Consider the following 17638-nt stretch of genomic DNA (forward strand, 5'->3'; position numbering starts at 1 on the left):
CCATGTCTCCGATTCGCCTGGTGACGCGCTGGAGCCTGACGCTGGTGGCGCTGCTGCTGGCGTCGCTGGCGCTGCTGCTGCTGGCGCTGCGCCTGGCGCTGGCGCTGGCCGACGGGCTCACGCCGAATCTCGAGGCGCTGCTCTCGGCGCGTTTCGGCGCCGAGGTGCGCATCGCCGAGCTGGACACTCGCCTGGCCGGCCTCGACCCGGCGCTCTCCCTCGACGCCCTGAGTATCCGCACCCATGAGCGTGCGGTGCCGCTGCTGGAGGTGGAGAGCGGGCGACTGCGCCTGGACAGCCTGGCTTCCCTGCGCGCCGGGGTGCCGGTGGTGGAGGATGCCAGGCTCTCCGGGGTGACCCTGCACCTCTACCAGACCCCCGAGGGCGGCTGGCACTGGCCCGACCCCGCCGAGCTGCCCCCCGAACTCCAGCCCCGCGGCGAGCTCGACCTGGAGCGCCTCGACTTCTGGGTCGGGGTGCTGCTGCGCCAGCGCGCCTGGGTCGAGGACCTGCGCCTGGTGCTGCATGGACGCGAGCGGCGCGTGGTGCTCGAGGCGCCGCGGCTGCTGATGACCGGCGACGACCGACGCGCCCACCTCGAGGGCGAGGTGCGTCTCGAGGGAGACCCCGAGGCCGCCATGCAGGCCGCCCTGGAGGTGTTGCCCGGCCCCGGGGGCTTTCGCGACTTCAGCGCCGCCCTGCAGGCCGACATGCGGCTCGACAGCCTGATCAGCCTGGTGGAGGTGCTGGGCCGCAACGAGCCGCTGCGCCTCGACGAGTCCAGCGGCCGGGCGCGGCTGTGGGGCCGCTGGCACCGTGGGGAGCTGGCCGATGCGCGGCTGGACCTGGGCATCGCCCGCCTGGCGGTGAGCCACGCCGATGGCAACGGCGAACGCCACGCCATCGAGCTGACCGAGGTGGAGGGGCGGGGCCAGTGGCTGCGCCGCGACGGTGGCTGGGAGGCCTGGTTCGAGGGCGATGCGGTGAGCCCCGGGGCGGCGGAACCCGACGACCTCGAGGCGCCCTGGGGGCCGGCGCTGCCGCACCGCTGGCAGCTCGCTGGTGATGGCGACGGCTGGTGGCTGGACACCAGCGGCTTCGACCTGGGGTCGCTGGCCGCCTGGCGTCACCGGGTGCCGCTGCCGGAGGCCTTGGCCCGGGTGGTGGACACCCTGGACCCCCGCGGGCAGGTCAACGGCTTCCGCCTCGGCCATCGGGAGGGCCAGTGGCTGGCACGCGCCGCGCTGAGCGGGGTGGAGGTATCGCCCTGGGATCAGGCCCCCGGCGGTGGCCCCCTGGACATGTGGGTCGAGGCCCGCGACCTGACCGGCCGGGTGCGCTTCGCGGGCGGGCCGGGGGCCAGCCTGCACTTCCCCGCGCTGTTCCAGGGACCGATGGCGTTGGAGCATGCCGCCGGCGAGGTGCTGTGGACCTATGACGGCCCGCGCAGCCTGGTCAGCGGTCGCGAGCTGCGGGTAGGCTGGAACGGTGCCGAGGTGGAGGGCGGCTTCGGCCTCGCCGTGGGCGGCGGGCAGCGGGGCGGTTTTGGCCTCTCGCTGGGGTTCCGGGAAGTGGACGCCGTGGAGACGCCGCTGTCGGAGTGGCTGCCGGTGGGCATCCTCGGGGAGGAGCTGCGGGCCTGGCTGGGCGGCGTGGCCGGCCGGGTGCCCGAGGGCTCGCTGCGCCTGCATGTCCCCCTGGCCGGCGGTGCCGAGCGCATCGACCCCAGCTTCGGGCTGGAGCTCGCCATCGAGCAGGGGCGGCTGGCCTTCGATCCGGCCTGGCCGCCCCTCACCGACGTCGAGGGGCGGCTCTCCCTGCAGGACACCACCCTGGAGGCGAGCCTCGAACGGGCCGATAGCCTGGGGGTAGCGGCCCGCAACGGCCGGGTGCGCCTGATCGACGAGCGCCTCGAGGTGGAGGGCGAGCTTGCCGCCTCGGCGCAGGCGCTGCGTCGCTACCTGCTGGCCATGCCGGTGGAGGGCATCGAGGCCGTCGACGACTGGCAGGCCGAGGGGGAGGCGGAGGGCCGCCTGCGCCTGGCGCTGCCGCTGGGGCAGCCCGACGAGCCGAGCGGGCTCGAGCTCGATATCGAGACCGAGGTCACCTTCCCGCGGCTGGAATTCCGTCCGCTCGAGCTTACGTTCAGTGATCTCTCGGGTCCCCTGAGCTGGCGTCAGCGGGGCGAGGAGGGGGGCCTTGAGGGGCGCATCGAGGGACGGCTGCTGGGCGGTCCGGTGCGCGCCGATGTCGATACCCTGGGCGGCGGCCTGGGTCTCTCCGGCAGCGCCGAGGCCACGGCCCTGGCGCGCTGGGGGGGGCTGGCGGACAGTGCCGACCTGGCGAGTGGGCGTTTCGCCTGGCAGGGACGGCTGGCCATCGGCGAGAACCGTGTCCACCTCGGCCTCGACAGCGGCCTGGAGGGGCTCGGCATCTCGCTGCCCGCCCCGCTGGGCAAGAGCGCCGCCGAGCGGCGCCCGCTGCGGCTCGACATGGACCTGACCGAGGGGCGCCTCGAGGGTCGCCTGGGCGACGAGGTCACGCTGCGCTGGCGCGCCCTGCCCGGTGACGGCCCCGGCCAGGGCCAGGTCTGGGTGGGGCGAGCGCCGACCGCGAGCTGGCCCGAGGGGGAGGGGTGGCGAGTCGACGCCTACCAGCCGCGCCTGGACCCGGCGCGCTGGGCCGAGGCGCTGGGCGGGCTCGGCGGCCTGGCCGGCGGCGGGAGAGAGACGGCCCTGCGCGAGCTGCGCCTGGCCACCGACTGCCTGGAGAGCGACGGCCGCTGCATCGGTTCGCTGGCGGCGGAGGGGCGGCCCCAGGCGGGAGGCGGCTGGCGCGTGGCGCTGGAGGGCAGCCTGCTGGCCGGCCAGCTCGACTACCGCCCGAACCTTGCCCAGCCCCTGGACATCAGCCTGATGCGGCTCTCCCTGGACGGCCTGACTCCGGAGCCCGAGGCCGTGGGGTCGCTGTTCGACGAGATCGCCACCCCGCCCGAGCCCGCGCCCTTCCCCGACTGGGTGGGGGAGCTGCCCGATGGCCGCCTGCGCATCGCCGACATCGAGCGCGGCGGTCAGCGGCTGGGCCCCTTCACGGCGCGCTGGCAGGCCACCCCGGAGCGCCTCACCGTCGCCCCGCTGGGCCTGACCCTGGGGCAGATCAGCGCCCGGGGCGAGCTGGTCTGGGAGGCCGCCGGGGCCGCCGACACCCTGACCCGGGCGCGGCTCGACCTGGACGGCCGCGACCTGGGCACGGCCATGGAGCGGCTGGGTCAGGACGCGGTGATCCGCAGCGGCGAGACCCGTGTCGCCAGTCAGCTGGCCTGGCCCGGCGCGCCTTGGCAGTTCGCCCTGGAGCGCTCCCGGGGCAGCGTCGAGGTGGAGCTGCGCGACGGGCGCTTCGTCAACGTTGCCTCGACCTCCGCCCGGCTGGTCGGGCTGCTCAACGTCGACAACCTGGTTCGCCGGCTGCGCCTGGACTTCTCCGACGTGACCGGGCAGGGCACCGCCTTCGACCGTGTCAGCGGAGCGGCGACCCTGTATGGTGGCATACTGGAGACCCGGGGCCCGGTGACGGTCGACGGCCCGGCCACCCGCTTTACCCTCGAGGGGCGCGTCGACCTGGCGCGGCGGGAACTGGATCAGCGTCTGGGGGTCACGGTACCCATCAGCCGCAACCTGCCGCTGGCCGCGGTGCTGGCCGGGGCGCCGGTGGTGGGGGGCGCCCTGTTCATCGCCGACCGCCTGTTCGGTGACGCCCTCGACCGCGTGACCCGAATTCATTATCGCGTGCGGGGTCCCTGGACCGCGCCGCAGATCTCAGTGGAAAGTGCCGAATGACTGCGACCCGACGTTCACTGCTCGACGAAGCCGAAGCCTTCCTGCTCACCCCAGGGGGACTGACCCTCGATGATCTGGACCTCGGCCTCGGCCATGCCCTGGGGCCGGGGATCGACTACGCCGACCTCTACTTCCAGCGCAGCTGGCACGAGGGCTGGGTGCTCGAGGACGGCGAGGTGAAGGAGGCGAGCTACAACATCGACGGAGGCGTCGGCGTGCGCTCCCTCTCCGGCGAGAAGACCGGTTTCGCCTACTCCAACCAGATCACCGCCGACGCCCTGGCCGAGACCGGCCGCACCGCCTCCGGCATCGTGCGCAGCGGCACGCGCCTGGCACTGGCGCCGCGGGTGGTGGTGCAGAGCGACGCCCGCTACGGCGGCGTCGACCCCCTCACCGGCCTCTCCGCCGAGGAGAAGATCGCCCTGCTCAAGGAGGCGGATCGGGTGGCGCGGGCCGCGGATCCGGCGGTGAGCCAGGTCAGCGCGTCCCTCACCGGCGTCCATGAGGTGGTACTGGTGCGCGCCAGCGACGGCACCCTGGCGGCGGACATCCGCCCCCTGGTGCGCTTCAACGTCAGCGTGATCGTGGTGCGCAACGGCCGCCGCGAGCGCGGCAGCGCCGGGGGCGGCGGTCGCTACCCCATGGCCCGACTGCGCGATGAGGGGGTGGCCGAGCGCTTCGCTCGGGAGGCGGTGCGCCAGGCGCTGGTCAACCTGGAGGCCATCGACGCGCCCGCCGGCCAGCTGCCGGTGGTGCTGGGGCCAGGCTGGCCCGGCATCCTCCTCCATGAGGCGGTGGGCCACGGCCTGGAGGGCGACTTCAATCGCAAGGGCAGCTCGGCCTTCGCCGGCCGGATGGGCCAGCGGGTCGCGGCCCGGGGCGTCACCGTGGTCGACGACGCCACCCTGGTCGACCGCCGCGGCTCCATGACCATCGACGACGAGGGTACGCCGGGACAGTGCACGACGCTGATCGAGGACGGCATCCTCACCGGCTACATGCAGGACAAGCTCAACGCCCGGCTGATGGGCATGGCGCCCACCGGCAACGCCCGGCGGGAGTCCTTCGCCCACCTGCCGATGCCGCGCATGACCAACACCGTCATGCTGGCCGGCCAGGACGATCCCGCGGATATCCTGAAGAGCGTCAAGCGTGGCCTCTATGCGGTGAGCTTCGGCGGCGGCCAGGTGGACATCACCTCGGGCAAGTTCGTCTTCTCGGCAAGCGAAGCCTACCTGGTGGAAGACGGCAGGATCACCGCGCCGGTGAAGGGCGCGACCCTGATCGGCAACGGCCCCGAGGCCATGGGGCGGGTCTCGATGATCGGCCACGACATGGAGCTGGATACCGGCATCGGCGTGTGCGGCAAGGAGGGCCAGGGCGTGCCGGTGGGGGTGGGCCAGCCCACCCTGAAGCTGGACGAGCTGACCGTAGGCGGCACGGCGTCCTGAGGGAACGTGCCTGCGCTCGCCCATACGGCGTTGGCGTTCGGCTCGCCATGCTCATTTAGGGCCCCTAAACTCCGCTGGCTCGCCGAACGCCGCCGGTGACCCACAGGGATGTGGGAAATGCGTAGGCCCGCAGGGAGCGGGTCTAGCCCTGACCTTCGCTCGGCGACGTTCCACCAGGCGGAGGGGGGCTTAAAGCCCGGCGGTATCGCGGATCAGCTTGAAGAGCTTGCGGGCACTGGCGGGGGGCTTGCCCCTCTCGCGCTCGCGCTGGGCGTTGCGGATCAGCTGGCGCAGCGCCTGGCGATCGACCTCGGGATAGTCGGCGATGAAGGCCTCCACGGCGGCGTCGCCCTCGTCGAGCAGGCGGTCCCGCCAGGCCTCCAGGCGATGGAAGGCGTGGTCGCGGCGCAGCTTTTCCTGCTCGATCTCGTCGTAGACGGCCTTGATCGCTTCGAGGTTCTCGCGGCGCATGACCTTGCCCACATACTGCATGTGGCGCCGGCGCCCTTCGTGGGAGCGCACGCGCGAGGTCTCCTCCACGGCGGCCAGCATGTCGTCGGAGAGGGGAAAGCGGGCGCGCTCGGCGGGGGTCATGGCGATGATCGCCTCGCCCAGCGCCTGCAGGGCATGCATCTCCCGCTTGAGCTGGGACTTGCTGGGGCGTTCGTCTTCGTCGGGCTGCTGCTGGATCAGCTGGTCGAGCAGTTCGAGGGGGGAATCCTGGGACATGCCGCATCCATGGTTGGGCTTGAGAATGGCCACAGTATACCAGCCCGCGGCGGCGGGCTTGAGCGCAACATCACGAAGAGTTGGCCCGCGGGGCCGGCAGACGAGGAGAGACCCATGACACAGGCATTCGATGCCGCCGCCCAGCAGGCCCTGCTGGAGACCCGCGCCCAGATGGCCCTGGAGCTGGCCCGTCGGCTCGGCGCCGACGCCTGCGAGGTGGGCGCCAGCGTCGACCAGGGCGTCGGCGTGAGCGTGCGTGAGGGCGAGGTGGAGACGGTGGAGCTCTCCCGGGACCAGGGCATCGCGGTGACGGTCTACGTGGGCAAGCGCAAGGGCAGTGCCTCCTCCACCGACGCCGGGGAGGCGTCGATCCGTGCGGTGGTGGAGAAGGCCCTGGCCATCGCTCGCCACACCGGCGAGGACCCCGCATCGGGGCTGGCCGACGCCGAGCTGATGGCGCGTGAGCTGCCCGACCTCGACGTCCACCACCCCTGGCCACTCTCCACCGAGGAGGCCATCGAGCTGGCACTGGCCTGCGAGTCCGCCGGCCGTCGCCGCCCGGGCATCATGAGCTCCGACGGCGCCTCGCTCTCCAGCGGCGAGGGCGTGCGAGTCTACGCCAACAGCCACGGCTTCCTGGGCAGCCAGCGCGGCAGCCGCCACTCGCTCTCCTGCATGCTGATCGCCCAGGACGAGAGCGGCATGCAGCGCGACTACGACTACACCAGTGCCCGCCATCCCCGCGACCTGCTGGCGCCCGAGCGGGTGGGCGAGAGCGCCGCCGAGCGCACCCTGCGCCGCCTGGGGGCCGGTCGTCCGGCGACGGGGCGAATGCCGGTGCTGTTCGATCCCACCCTGGCGGGGGGGCTGGTCGGCTCGCTGATGGGGGCCATCGCCGGCGGGGCCCTCTATCGCCAGGCCTCCTTCCTCTGCGACCGTCTCGGCGATGCGCTCTTCCCCGAGTGGTTCAGCCTTCAGGAGCGCCCCATGGAGAGGGGCGCCATGGCCAGTTCGCCCTTCGACGGCGACGGTGTGCAGACCCGTGACAACGTCTTCATCGAGCAGGGGCGCCTGGCCAGCTACATGCTCTCCGCCTACAGCGCTCGGCGGCTGGGGATGCAGACCACCGGCAACGCCGGGGGCGCGCGCAACCTGCGCATCGAGGCGCCGCTGGCCTCGCGCGAGGAGCTGCTCTCGCGCATGGGGCGCGGGGTGCTGGTCACCGAGCTGATGGGGCAGGGGGTCAACGCCGTGACCGGAGACTACTCCCGCGGGGCGGCAGGCTTCTGGGTGGAGAGTGGCGAGATCCAGCACCCGGTGGAGGAGTTCACCATCGCCGGCAACCTGGAGGCGATGTTCAAGGGCCTGGCCGGCATCGGCAGCGATACCGACACCCGCGGCAGCATCCATACCGGCAGCTGGCTGATCGACGAGATGACCGTCGCCGGCAGCTGAGGCTCGGGTATCCTCCCTCGCCCGAGGCTGCGCTCACGATCCCGGGAATGAAACCCTGACACTTCGCTTGCGTCTTGCGGGTCGGGCCGGAACAAGGTCCCTCTTGCCGACCCTGAATCGGCTTCCCTGCCGATTCACCCGCGACGCCGCACTCGTGGTCAGCATTCCCGGGTAGATATCGTTTCGCTGCCGCCTCGAGCGCTTTCTCGCTGACCGCAGCTATTCATCCTCGTGAAAGCGAGCCTCGAACAGCGCCTCTATGGCGTCGAGGGCCGCCTCGGCGTCCTCGCCCTCGGCGGTCACCGTGAGCTCGGTGCCGCAAGGAGCGGCGAGCATCAGCAGCGACATGATGTTGGCGGCGTCGCCGCGCATGGGCCCGTTGGCCACGCTGATGGAGGCGGCGAAGGGCTGGCAGCACTGCACCAGCTTAGTGGCGGCGCGCGCATGCAGGCCGCGCTTATTGCTCAGGGTCAGCTTGCGTTGCGGCACGCTCAACTTCCTTGATGAGGTGTGACGTCGGTCGCCGGGTCCGGCAACGGGGGCAGGGTGTCATGGATGCCCAGCTCGCGATGGCGCAGCCGGACCAGGGGGTGGGAGGCGGCCAGGCTCGCGGCCAGGCGCTCCGCCAGGTAGACCGAGCGGTGCTGGCCGCCGGTGCAGCCGATGGCCACCGTGAGGTAGCTGCGGTGGCTGGCCAGGTAGGCGGGCAGCCAGCGCTCCACCCAGGCCTGGATATCGGCGCGCATCGCCTCCACCAGGGGGTAGGTCTCGAGGAACTCGATGACCGGCGCGTCGCGGCCGGTGCTGGCGCGCAGCTGCGGGTCCCAGTAGGGGTTGGGCAGGCAGCGCGCATCGAACACCAGGTCGGCGTCCAGCGGCACGCCGCGCTTGAAGCCGAAGGACTCGAAGGTCAGGGTGAGCTGGTCGGGCTGGTGGCGGGCCACCTGGTCGGCGATACGGCGCCTCAGTTCGTGGACCGATAGCCGTGAGGTGTCGATGACCAGGTCGGCCAGGTCACGGATTTCGGCGAGGGCCAACTCCTCGGAATCGATCGCCTCGGCGAGCGTCATCTGGCTGTCCCGGGTCAGCGGATGGCGGCGCCGGGTGGCAGAGTAGCGCTCGAGCAGGATGCGCGCATCGGTGGTCAGGTAGATCACCTGGCAGGCGATGCCGCGGGCCTGGAGCGCCTGCAGCTGGGCGGGAAAGCTCTGCAGGGCCTGGGGCAGGTTGCGGGCGTCGATGCTGACGGCGATGGAGGAGCGTGGCGACTCCGAGCTGCCCAGTTCATCGACCAGCGAGCCGAGCAGCATGGCCGGGAGGTTGTCGATAGCGTAGTAGCCGAGATCCTCCAGGGCCTGCAGCGCGATCGACTTGCCCGAGCCGGAGCGGCCGCTGATGATCACGAGCTGCATGGGGGATCTCCTGGTCGTCAATCTGGCCGGGCGGCCCGTGGGCGCTACCCCTGCCGTCGAATCGCCTCGATGAGCCGTTCGTGGAGCTCGCGCTGGCTTTCGCTGCGGCGCAGCCCGCTGCGGGTGTCGGCGTCGTTCATCACCCCGGCCACTTGGGCAAGCAGGGCGAGGTGGGCGTCGTCGGCCTCCTCGGGGACCAGCAGCACGAACACCAGGTCGACGGGTTCGCCGTCGATGGCGTCGAAGTCCACCGGCTCGGCCAGCTTCAGGAAGCCGGCGATGGGGGCCTTGCAGTGAGGGCTTCTGGCGTGGGGGATGGCCACCCCGTTGCCGATGCCGGTGCTGCCCAGGCGCTCGCGCCCGATCAGCCGGCTGAACACCTCCTGGCTGTCGAGGCTTGGCGTATTCTGTGCGATGAAGGTGCTGAAGAACTCCAGCACCCGTTTCTTGCTGCCCCCGGGTACGCCGAACAGGGTGCGCTCCGGGGGCAGGATGGCTTCCAGTGACATGATGGGCTCAGCGAGCGCCGGCGCCCTGGGCGCGGGCCTGGGCCTTCTCCTTGTGCTTGACCAGCTGGCGATCCAGCTTGTCGGCCAGAGCGTCGATGGCGGCGTACATGTCACCGTCCTGGGCTTCGGCATGCAGGTCGGCGCCGGCGGCATGCAGGGTGCAGGCGGCGTGCTGGCGCTCCTTCTCCACGGACAGGGTCACCTGCACGTTGGTGATGTTGTCGTAGTGGCGCTCCACGCGAGCCAGCTTCTCGTCCACATAGCCACGCAGGGCATCGGTCAGTTCCACATGATGGCCGGTGATATTGACTTGCATGACACGCTCCTTGCTCGTTGGTTGTGGGTCGATTGTAACCCTTTTTCCTGCCTTGCATACCCCCCGGTCTGCCGCCGCCGCGGCGGGCCTGATGCAGGTCAGCGAAGCGCGGGCGGGTGGCGGTTGGCACGCGACGCAGCCGGCGTTCCGGGGCATGCTGGGAGATGGGGTCGGTGCCGCGCTGGCATCATCTCAGCCGCTTGCGCTCGCTGGAGGAGGGGATGCCCATCGCCTCGCGGTACTTCGCTACGGTCCGGCGGGCCACCTGGATGCCGGCCTCCTCGAGCAGGGCCACCAGCTTGCTGTCGGAGAGCGGCTTGCGCGGCGGCTCCTCCTGGATCAGCTTGCGGAGCCGCGCGCGGATGGCGGTGCTGGAGTGGGCGTCGCCCTCGCCGTTGCCGCCCACCTGGCTGGAGAAGAAGTACTTCAGCTCGAACACCCCTCGGGGGGTGTGGATGTATTTCTGGGTGGTGACCCGGGAGATGGTCGATTCGTGCATCTCCACGGCCTGGGCGATATCGGCCAGGATCAGCGGCTTCATCGCCTCCTCGCCCTGCTCCAGGAAGTCGAGCTGGCGGGCCATGATCTCGCGGCCCACCCGCAGCAGGGTGTCATTGCGGCTGGAGAGGCTCTTCATCAGCCAGCGCGCCTCCTGCAGGTGGTCCTTGAGGAACTGGTTGTCCTGGCTCTTGTCGGCGCGGCGGATCAGCGCCGCGTAGTCGGGCTGGATGCGCAGACGGGGCAGCGCCTCCTGGTTGAGCTCCACGTGCCAGCCGCGGCTGTCCTGGCGTGCCACCAGGTCGGGGATCACGTAGTCGTTCTCGAGGCTGGCGTAGGCGCTGCCGGGGCGCGGGTCCAGGGAGCGGACCAGGGCGATGGCCGTTTCCAGGGCGTCGTCGTCGAGGCCGAGGCGGCGCTTGAGCAGGCGGCGGTCGTCGCCGGCCAGGGCCTCGAGGAACTGGCGCACCAGGCGGCGCGCCTGGGGTAGCAGCGGGGTGTCGTCGGGCAGGGCGGCGAGCTGCAGCATCAGGCACTCGCGCAGGTCCCGGGCGAAGACGCCGGTGGGCTCGAACTGCTGCAGGCGCAGCAGCACCTGCTCCACCTCGGCGCTGCGCAAGCCGCCGAGCCCCTGGGACTTGAGGCCGTCGCGGATCTCGTCGAGGGGTTGCGCCAGGTAGCCCGCGCTGTCCACGGCATCGATCAGGCTCTCGGCGATCTGCTGCTCGCGGGGGTCGAGGTCGGTCATCGCCAGTTGCCAGGCCAGGTGGCCCTGCAGGCTCTGTGCGCTCGCCTCGCGCTCGAAATCGGGGCCCTCGCCGCCGGCCGGCGCCCCCAGGTCCTGGTAGGTGTCCGACCAGTCGCTGTCGGTGCTGAGTTCGTCGGGAATCTCGCTGGCCCAGTCGTCCTCGGGGGCCTCGCTCACCGTCTGCTCGCCGAAGCCCTCATCGAGCTCCAGCATGGGGTTGGACTCCAGCGCCTGCTGGATCTCCTGGCGCAGGTCGAGGGTGGAGAGCTGCAGCAAGGCAATGGCCTGCTGCAGCTGGGGCGTCATGGTCAGCTGCGTGCCGACGCGGAGCTGAAGGGAGGCTTTCATGGCCATCGTGATCGTCTGCCCTCTTGTGCCGGGAAGTGGCCGTAAGGCCTCACCCTAGCGCGGCCGACGCGGGCATGCAAGCGCTTGTTAAGCAACTTCTGTGCCACCCGCAATCACCATGCCGTCATCGAATAACGACAGACATATCAGAGGATTGTGCTCAGAGCCGGAAATCTTCGCCCAGGTAGACCTCGCGCACCCGCTGGTTGGCGAGGATCGCCTCGGCGTTGCCCTCGGCGATGATCTTGCCGTCACCGACGATGTAGGCGGTGTCGCAGATATCCAGGGTCTCGCGCACGTTGTGGTCGGTGATCAGCACGCCGATGCCGCGGGCCTTGAGCTGGCGGATGACCCCCTTGATCTCGCCCACCGAGATGGGGTCGACGCCGGCGAAGGGCTCGTCGAGCAGGATGAAGGCGGGCTCCGTGGCCAGAGCCCGGGCGATTTCCACCCGCCGTCGCTCGCCGCCGGAGAGGCTCATGCCGAGGTTGTCGCGGATATGGGTCACGTGAAACTCCCCGAGCAGCTGCTCGAGGCGGGCGCGGCGCCCCTCGCGGTCGAGATCCTTGCGGGTCTCGAGGATCGCCATGATGTTGTCGGCCACCGACAGCTTGCGGAAGATCGACGCCTCCTGGGGCAGGTAGCCGATGCCGGCCCTGGCGCGCTGGTGCATGGCGGCCCGGGACAGGTCCAGGTCGTCGATGGCCACCTCGCCGGCATCGGCGCGCACCAGCCCCACGATCATGTAGAAGGAGGTGGTCTTGCCGGCGCCGTTGGGGCCGAGCAGGCCGACGATGCTGCCCTGGCGGATGGCCAGGCTGATGTCCTGGACCACGCGGCGACGCTTGTAGCTCTTGGCCAGGTGGCGGGCATGGAGGGTCTTCATGGGCGGCCTTACTGCTCGGGCTGAAGGGTCATGCGGATGCGCTGGCGCCCTTCGACGCCCTCGCCCTCGCTGCGGGCCTGGACCACGCGGCGGTCGAGGAAGTACTCCAGGTAGCCGCCGTCGAAGGTGTCACCGCCCTGGTGCAGCTCGGCGCGGTCGATCAGTTCCATGCGCCGCTCGGCCACGTGGTAGATGATGGTGCGGCCCCAGCCACGCACCATGGGCTCTGCGGGATCGGGCTGCTGCTCCAGATAGGCGCGCTCGCCGGTGGCGATGGCGCGGGAGAGCTGGCCCTGGGCGTTGCGCTGGATCTCCACCCGCTCGCCGGTCAGGCGCATGCTGCCCTGGCGGATATCCACCTCGCCGGTATAGACGGCGGTGCCGGCGCGGTCGTCCAGGTCGAGCCGGTCGGCCTCCACCTCGATGGGGGCCTCGGCATCGCGGCCCTGGGCCAGGGTCGGCGCGGCGACCAGCGGCAGCAGCAGGCAGAGCAGCAGGGCGGAGGTTCGCTTCATGGCTGGGGGTCCTCTCGGGTCTCGGGCGGATGGTGGCCGCGCACATTGTCGGTCAGTCGGGCACGGTTGTCATGGAGCCAGGCGTCGAAGCGCTCGCCGCTCATGCGTTGGGGGGGCTGCTGGAGCAGGGCCGGGGTGTCGCTCCAGGCGTGGCCGCTCTCGGCGTCGTAGTGGAGCACCTCGGTGTCGAGCTGCCAGCGCTCCTCGGGGGCGTGGAGTCGGGCGCTGCCGGAGAGGGTGAGCGGGTTGCCGCCGGGACCCAGCACGCCGCTGTCGGCCTCGGCCAGCCACACTCTGCCTGCGTTGTCGTAGAGCCGTGCGTCGGGGGTCTCGAGGCGGGTGACGTCGTCGTGGGGCGTGTGCACCAGGCGTGGCGTCTCGATGCGCTGATGGGCTCGCCCCTCGCCGTCGAAGCGGGTCAGTCGCGCCCCCTCCAGGTAGAAGTCCGGCTCGCCGGCTTCGTCCCGCGGGACCGCGCCGGGCTCCCTGACGCTGCGCGAGTCGAGCAGCACCAGCATGCCCCCCAGCGCCACCAGCAGCAGGAAGAGCCAGACCCGAAACGACGGCCGTGGCAGGGCCATGGGCTCAGCCGGCCCCGTGCAGGTAGGTGTCGATCACGGCGTCCCAGTGGCCCTGGGCCCTGAGCAGGGTGTCGGCGATCTCGCGGGCGGCGCCCTGACCGCCCCCCTTCACGGTGACCCAGTCGGCGTGCTTCTGGATGTACTCCGGGGCGTTGGGCACGCTGATGCCCACCCCGGCGCGGCGAATGGCGCCCACGTCGGGCATGTCGTCGCCGCAGTAGGCGACCTGATCGAACTCGAGGCCGAGGCGGGCGCAGAGGTCGCGCAGCACCGGCAGCTTCTTCTCCACCCCCTGGAAGACGTGCGGGATGCCCAGCGCCGCGGCGCGGCGGCTCACCGTCGGGGAGTCGCGGCCGGTGATCAGCGCCACCTCGATGCCGGCTCGCTTGAGCAGCTTGAGGCCGTGGCCGTCCTGCACGTTGAACGCCTTGATCTCGATGCCGTCGGCCTGGAAGTAGAGCTGGCCGTCGGTGAGCACGCCATCGACGTCCAGGGCCAGCAGGCGAATGCGGCGCAGGCGGTCCACCAGGCGGGGGTCTTGCAGCGGGAGGGTGTGGGGCATGGGAGCTCCGGTTCGGTGGGTGGGGGTCAGATCACGCCGCTGGCGAGCAGGTCGTGCATGTGCAGGGCGCCGACCGGCCGGTCGTCGTCGTCGACCACCGCCAGGGCGGAGATGCGATGGTCCTCCATCAGCTTCACCGCCTCGGCGGCCAGCATCTCCGGTGCCACTCGCTTGCCGGGCCGGGTCATCACCGCGTCGACGGTCAGGCCGGAGAGGTCGCTATGCTGGTCGAGGGTGCGGCGCAGGTCGCCGTCGGTGTAGACGCCGGCCAGCCGGCCCTGCTCGTCCACCACGCAGGTGAAGCCGAGCCCCTGACGGGTGATCTCCAGCAGGGCGTCGCGCAGCGGGCTGCCCAGCGGCACGATGGGCAGCCGGGGGCCGTCGTGCATCAGGTCGGCCACGCGCAGCAGCAGCCGCTTGCCGAGGCTGCCGCCGGGGTGGGAGAGGGCGAACTCCTCGGCGGTGAAGCCGCGAGACTCCAGCAGCGCCACCGCCAGGGCATCGCCCAGCGCCAGGGCGGCGGTGGTGGAGGCGGTGGGCGCCAGGTCCAGCGGGCAGGCCTCGCGTTCCACGCCGGCATCGAGGTGGGCCTCGGCGTGGCGGGCCAGGGTCGAGGCGGGGCGGCCGGTCATGCTGACCAGGGGCACGCCCATGCGCTTGAGCAGCGGCAGCAGGGCGGTCACCTCGGCGGTCTCGCCGGAGTTGGAGAGCGCCAGCACCACGTCCCCCGGGGTGATCATGCCGAGGTCGCCGTGGCTGGCCTCGCCGGGGTGCACGAAGAAGGCGGGGGTGCCGGTACTGGCCAGGGTGGCGGCGATCTTGCCAGCGATATGGCCGGACTTGCCCATGCCGGTGACCACCACCCGGCCGCGGCAGGCGAGGATCAGCTGGCAGGCGCGGTCGAAGTCGGCGTCGAGGCGGGCGATGAGCGCACCGATGGCCTGCTGCTCGAGGCGCAGGGTGCGCCGGGCGCTGTCGCGCAGCGATGAGGTGTGCGGGGCCTGGGGGGTCTGTTGGGTCATGGCGATGATTGTTGCCTGTTGCGCGGGTTCACTCAAGGGGCAGCGGCGAGGCTGGCCACGCCGACCCAGGCCAGGTAGCCCAGGTAGGTGGCCGCCAGCAGGGCTCCGGGGAGGCGGCCGACTCGGCCGCGACGCTGCCACAGCAGCAGCATGCCGAGCGCCAGGGTCAGCGCCAGCATCACCGGGTAGTCGCGGCCCGCGGCGGCGGGATCGCTGGGGCCGGGGGCCAGCAGGCCGGGAATCGGCAGCACGATGAGCAGGTTGAAGAGGTTGGAGCCGATCACGTTGCCGATGGCGATGTCGTGGTGGCGCTTGAGGGCGCTGGCCACGCAGGCGGCCAGTTCCGGCAGGCTGGTGCCGATGGCCACCACGGTCAGTCCGATGGCCAGCTCGCTCACCCCCAGGCCGCGGGCCAGCTCGCTGGCGCCCCACACCACGGCGCGGGAGCCCGCGGCCAGCACCAGCAGGGTCGCCGCCAGCCAGGCCAGCGCCCGGGGCAGGGCCATGTCCGGGATCTCGCCGGCGTCAGGGTGGGGGGCGTCCGGGGTGTCGGCGCGGAACAGCCACCACAGGCTGAAGACCAGCAGCAGTAGCAGGAAGAGAGCGTCGAAGCGGCCGAGGATGCCATTGGCCAGGGCGTAGCCGGCCAGGCCCGTGGCACCCAGCAGCAGCGGCAGCTCGCGGCGCACCAGAGAGAAACGCACCGGGATCGGCACGATCAGGGCGGTGATCCCCAGCACCAGGCCGATGTTGGCGATGTTGGAGCCCAGGGCGTTGCCCGTGGCCAGGTCGGGGATGCCGTCCAGGCTGGCCACCACCGAGACCACCATCTCCGGCGCCGAGGTGCCCAGCGCCACCACCGTCATGCCCACCAGCAGGGTGCTCATGCCGGCCCGGTGGGCGGTGGCCGCCGCCGCCCCCACGAAGCGGTCGGCGCTCCACAGCAGGGCGGCGAGGCCCAGCAGCACGACGATCAGCGGTACCAGCATGGGGTGTCCTTGGCGGATGAAGCGGGAAGGGCGCATTAAACGCGCTGGCCACGGGGAGTGCAAGGCGCCGGGGGAGGGGCGAAGAGCGTCTCGCTGGCGCCGGCCCGGGCAGTTAGGATACGATGTTCGATAATTATCCCCAGGGTTCCGGAAGAGTTGACGAGCCGATGAGTGACACTCCCTTCGTGGTGGTGGAGGGTCTGCATTTCTCGCGGGGTGACAAGGAGATCTTTCGCGGCGTCGATCTCGTCATCCCGCGGGGCAGGATTACCGCCATCATGGGTCCCAGCGGCACCGGCAAGACCACGCTGCTCAAGCTGATCGGCGGCCAGCTGGCCCCCGACGCCGGCCGCGTGCTGATCGACGGCGAGGACGTGCATCGCCAGTCGCGCCGGGCGCTGTTCGCCATGCGCCGGCGCATGGGCATGCTGTTCCAGAGCGGGGCGCTCTTCTCGGACCTCAGCGTGTTCGAGAACGTCGCCTTCCCGCTGCGCGTTCACACCGACCTGCCCCATGCGATGATTCGTGACCTGGTGCTGATGAAGCTCGAGGCGGTGGGGCTGCGCGGCGCCCGCGAGCTGATGCCGGCGGAGCTCTCCGGCGGCATGGCACGCCGGGTGGCGCTGGCCCGGGCGATGGCCCTGGACCCCGAGCTGATCCTCTACGACGAGCCCTTCGTCGGCCAGGATCCCATCTCCATGGGCGTGCTGGTGCAGCTGATCAAGCGCCTCAACGAGGCGCTGGGGCTCACCTCCATCGTGGTCTCCCACGACATCAAGGAGACCCTGACCATCGCCGACTACGTCTATGTGATCGCCGACGGCCAGGTAATGGCCCACGGCACCCCCGAGGGGCTCGACGTGGACCAGGACCCCCGGGTGAGCCAGTTCGTCCATGGCGAGCCCGACGGCCCGGTGCCCTTCCACTATCCGGCGGTGGACTTCTTTACCGATATCCTCAATGCGGGAGGGCGGCGATGATCGGGCGGATCACCAGCCTCGGCCGGCGCGGCTGCGAGCTTCTCGAGTCGCTGGGCCGAGCCGGCATCTTCGTGGCCCAGTCGGCGGTGGGCGTGCCCAGCCGCGAGGGCTGGCACCTGTGGCTGCGCCAGATGCACTTCGTGGGGGTGCTGTCGCTGGCCATCGTGCTGGTCTCCGGGCTCTTCATCGGCATGGTGCTGGCGCTGCAGGGCTACACCATTCTGGTGGACTTCGGCGCCGAACAGGCGCTGGGCCAGATGGTGGCGCTGTCGCTGCTGCGCGAGCTGGCGCCGGTGGTGGCCGCGCTGCTGTTCGCCGGCCGCGCCGGCTCGGCGCTGACCGCCGAGATCGGCCTGATGAAGGCCACCGAGCAGCTCACCAGCATGGAGATGATCGGCGTCGACCCGCTGCGCCGGGTGGTGGCCCCGCGGCTGTGGGCGGGGTTCGTGGCCCTGCCGCTGCTCACCATCGGCTTCAGCGTGGTGGGGATCTACGGCGGCTACCTGGTGGGCGTGGAGTGGCTCGGCGTCTTCGAGGGCTCCTACTGGGGCAACATGCAGTCCAGCGTCGAGTTCATCGGTGACGTGGGCAACGGCATGGTCAAGAGCCTGGTGTTCGCGGTGGTGGTGACCTGGATCGCGGTGTTCCAGGGCTACGACCTGGTGCCCACCTCGGAGGGAATCTCCCGGGCCACCACCCGCACGGTGGTCTACTCGTCGCTGGCGGTCCTCGGCCTCGATTTCGTGCTGACCGCGGTGATGTTCGGTGGCCTCTCCTGAGCGGATGCCCGACAGGAAGAGA

Annotated in this window: 17 protein-coding genes; 5 read left to right on the forward strand and 12 right to left on the reverse strand. The window is 71.3% G+C overall.

Features of this window, described 5'->3' with window-relative positions; all coding sequences use genetic code 11:
• Positions 1-2: 2 nt before the first annotated feature.
• Together D1793_RS02745 and tldD are read left to right on the forward strand one after the other, a co-directional pair.
• Positions 3-3836 carry a YhdP family protein gene (locus D1793_RS02745; protein ID WP_119020779.1) on the forward strand — a complete coding sequence of 1278 codons (3834 nt, stop codon included), beginning with the start codon at positions 3-5 and terminating at the stop codon, positions 3834-3836.
• Complete coding sequence (gene tldD, locus D1793_RS02750) at positions 3833-5287, forward strand: metalloprotease TldD (RefSeq protein ID WP_119020780.1); 1455 nt, start codon at positions 3833-3835, stop codon at positions 5285-5287. Before D1793_RS02745 ends, tldD begins: the two co-directional genes overlap by 4 nt.
• Before the next feature lie 189 nt (positions 5288-5476).
• Here tldD and yjgA read toward each other — a convergent pair whose 3' ends face one another.
• Positions 5477-6016 (reverse strand): ribosome biogenesis factor YjgA, encoded by a 540-nt coding sequence (gene yjgA, locus D1793_RS02755; RefSeq protein ID WP_119020781.1) that lies wholly within the window; start codon positions 6014-6016, stop codon positions 5477-5479.
• A gap of 114 nt (positions 6017-6130) precedes the next feature.
• Between yjgA and pmbA the strand changes: the two genes are divergently transcribed.
• Positions 6131-7471, forward strand: coding sequence for a metalloprotease PmbA (gene pmbA, locus D1793_RS02760; RefSeq protein WP_119020782.1), 1341 nt, complete (start codon positions 6131-6133; stop codon positions 7469-7471).
• 219 nt (positions 7472-7690) lie between these two features.
• Here pmbA and D1793_RS02765 read toward each other — a convergent pair whose 3' ends face one another.
• The 11 genes from D1793_RS02765 to D1793_RS02815 form a co-directional block, all read right to left on the reverse strand.
• Positions 7691-7960: an HPr family phosphocarrier protein gene (locus D1793_RS02765; RefSeq protein ID WP_119020783.1), complete on the reverse strand. Its 270-nt coding sequence runs from the start codon at positions 7958-7960 to the stop codon at positions 7691-7693.
• A 2-nt stretch (positions 7961-7962) separates the two neighbouring features.
• Positions 7963-8883 (reverse strand): RNase adapter RapZ, encoded by a 921-nt coding sequence (gene rapZ / locus D1793_RS02770; RefSeq protein ID WP_119020784.1) that lies wholly within the window; start codon positions 8881-8883, stop codon positions 7963-7965.
• A 44-nt stretch (positions 8884-8927) separates the two neighbouring features.
• Positions 8928-9392 (reverse strand): PTS IIA-like nitrogen regulatory protein PtsN, encoded by a 465-nt coding sequence (gene ptsN, locus D1793_RS02775; protein WP_119020785.1) that lies wholly within the window; start codon positions 9390-9392, stop codon positions 8928-8930.
• Positions 9393-9399: 7 nt separating this feature from the next.
• The gene (raiA, locus tag D1793_RS02780) at positions 9400-9708 is read right to left on the reverse strand and encodes a ribosome-associated translation inhibitor RaiA (protein WP_119020786.1); all 309 of its coding nucleotides are present in this window, start codon (positions 9706-9708) and stop codon (positions 9400-9402) included.
• Between the two features lie 187 nt (positions 9709-9895).
• Positions 9896-11308 carry an RNA polymerase factor sigma-54 gene (locus D1793_RS02785; protein ID WP_119020787.1) on the reverse strand — a complete coding sequence of 471 codons (1413 nt, stop codon included), beginning with the start codon at positions 11306-11308 and terminating at the stop codon, positions 9896-9898.
• Positions 11309-11462: 154 nt separating this feature from the next.
• A complete protein-coding gene (lptB, locus tag D1793_RS02790) occupies positions 11463-12188 on the reverse strand; it encodes an LPS export ABC transporter ATP-binding protein (RefSeq protein ID WP_119020788.1) in 726 nt (241 codons plus the stop codon).
• A gap of 8 nt (positions 12189-12196) precedes the next feature.
• Positions 12197-12703 carry a lipopolysaccharide transport periplasmic protein LptA gene (gene lptA / locus D1793_RS02795; RefSeq protein ID WP_119020789.1) on the reverse strand — a complete coding sequence of 169 codons (507 nt, stop codon included), beginning with the start codon at positions 12701-12703 and terminating at the stop codon, positions 12197-12199.
• Positions 12700-13284, reverse strand: coding sequence for an LPS export ABC transporter periplasmic protein LptC (lptC, locus tag D1793_RS02800; RefSeq protein WP_119020790.1), 585 nt, complete (start codon positions 13282-13284; stop codon positions 12700-12702). The genes lptA and lptC overlap by 4 nt, the downstream gene beginning before the upstream one ends.
• Before the next feature lie 4 nt (positions 13285-13288).
• Entirely contained in the window at positions 13289-13846 is a 558-nt protein-coding gene (locus D1793_RS02805; RefSeq protein WP_119020791.1) for an HAD-IIIA family hydrolase, read from the reverse strand.
• Between the two features lie 26 nt (positions 13847-13872).
• Entirely contained in the window at positions 13873-14868 is a 996-nt protein-coding gene (locus D1793_RS02810; protein WP_119020792.1) for a KpsF/GutQ family sugar-phosphate isomerase, read from the reverse strand.
• 32 nt (positions 14869-14900) lie between these two features.
• Positions 14901-15857 (reverse strand): calcium/sodium antiporter, encoded by a 957-nt coding sequence (locus tag D1793_RS02815; protein WP_119020793.1) that lies wholly within the window; start codon positions 15855-15857, stop codon positions 14901-14903.
• A 167-nt stretch (positions 15858-16024) separates the two neighbouring features.
• On the opposite strand from D1793_RS02815, the gene D1793_RS02820 reads away from it, so the two are divergent.
• Both D1793_RS02820 and mlaE read left to right on the forward strand, forming a co-directional pair.
• Entirely contained in the window at positions 16025-16837 is an 813-nt protein-coding gene (locus D1793_RS02820; RefSeq protein ID WP_119020794.1) for an ATP-binding cassette domain-containing protein, read from the forward strand.
• Complete coding sequence (mlaE, locus tag D1793_RS02825; RefSeq protein WP_110068144.1) at positions 16834-17616, forward strand: lipid asymmetry maintenance ABC transporter permease subunit MlaE; 783 nt, start codon at positions 16834-16836, stop codon at positions 17614-17616. Before D1793_RS02820 ends, mlaE begins: the two co-directional genes overlap by 4 nt.
• Positions 17617-17638: the final 22 nt, after the last annotated feature.

The organism is Halomonas sp. JS92-SW72 (assembly GCF_003547075.1).
GTDB classification, from domain to species: domain Bacteria; phylum Pseudomonadota; class Gammaproteobacteria; order Pseudomonadales; family Halomonadaceae; genus Halomonas; species Halomonas alkalicola.

Bases quoted from the DNA above. Each gene is read 5' to 3' on its own strand.
- D1793_RS02745 (WP_119020779.1), top strand. From the start codon at position 3: ATGTCTCCGATTCGCCTGGTGACGCGCTGGAGCCTGACGCTGGTGGCG.
- tldD (WP_119020780.1), top strand. From the start codon at position 3,833: ATGACTGCGACCCGACGTTCACTGCTCGACGAAGCCGAAGCCTTCCTG.
- yjgA (WP_119020781.1), bottom strand. From the start codon at position 6,016: ATGTCCCAGGATTCCCCCCTCGAACTGCTCGACCAGCTGATCCAGCAG.
- pmbA (WP_119020782.1), top strand. From the start codon at position 6,131: ATGACACAGGCATTCGATGCCGCCGCCCAGCAGGCCCTGCTGGAGACC.
- rapZ (WP_119020784.1), bottom strand. From the start codon at position 8,883: ATGCAGCTCGTGATCATCAGCGGCCGCTCCGGCTCGGGCAAGTCGATC.
- ptsN (WP_119020785.1), bottom strand. From the start codon at position 9,392: ATGTCACTGGAAGCCATCCTGCCCCCGGAGCGCACCCTGTTCGGCGTA.
- raiA (WP_119020786.1), bottom strand. From the start codon at position 9,708: ATGCAAGTCAATATCACCGGCCATCATGTGGAACTGACCGATGCCCTG.
- D1793_RS02785 (WP_119020787.1), bottom strand. From the start codon at position 11,308: ATGGCCATGAAAGCCTCCCTTCAGCTCCGCGTCGGCACGCAGCTGACC.
- lptB (WP_119020788.1), bottom strand. From the start codon at position 12,188: ATGAAGACCCTCCATGCCCGCCACCTGGCCAAGAGCTACAAGCGTCGC.
- lptA (WP_119020789.1), bottom strand. From the start codon at position 12,703: ATGAAGCGAACCTCCGCCCTGCTGCTCTGCCTGCTGCTGCCGCTGGTC.
- lptC (WP_119020790.1), bottom strand. From the start codon at position 13,284: ATGGCCCTGCCACGGCCGTCGTTTCGGGTCTGGCTCTTCCTGCTGCTG.
- D1793_RS02805 (WP_119020791.1), bottom strand. From the start codon at position 13,846: ATGCCCCACACCCTCCCGCTGCAAGACCCCCGCCTGGTGGACCGCCTG.
- D1793_RS02810 (WP_119020792.1), bottom strand. From the start codon at position 14,868: ATGACCCAACAGACCCCCCAGGCCCCGCACACCTCATCGCTGCGCGAC.
- D1793_RS02815 (WP_119020793.1), bottom strand. From the start codon at position 15,857: ATGCTGGTACCGCTGATCGTCGTGCTGCTGGGCCTCGCCGCCCTGCTG.
- D1793_RS02820 (WP_119020794.1), top strand. From the start codon at position 16,025: ATGAGTGACACTCCCTTCGTGGTGGTGGAGGGTCTGCATTTCTCGCGG.
- mlaE (WP_110068144.1), top strand. From the start codon at position 16,834: ATGATCGGGCGGATCACCAGCCTCGGCCGGCGCGGCTGCGAGCTTCTC.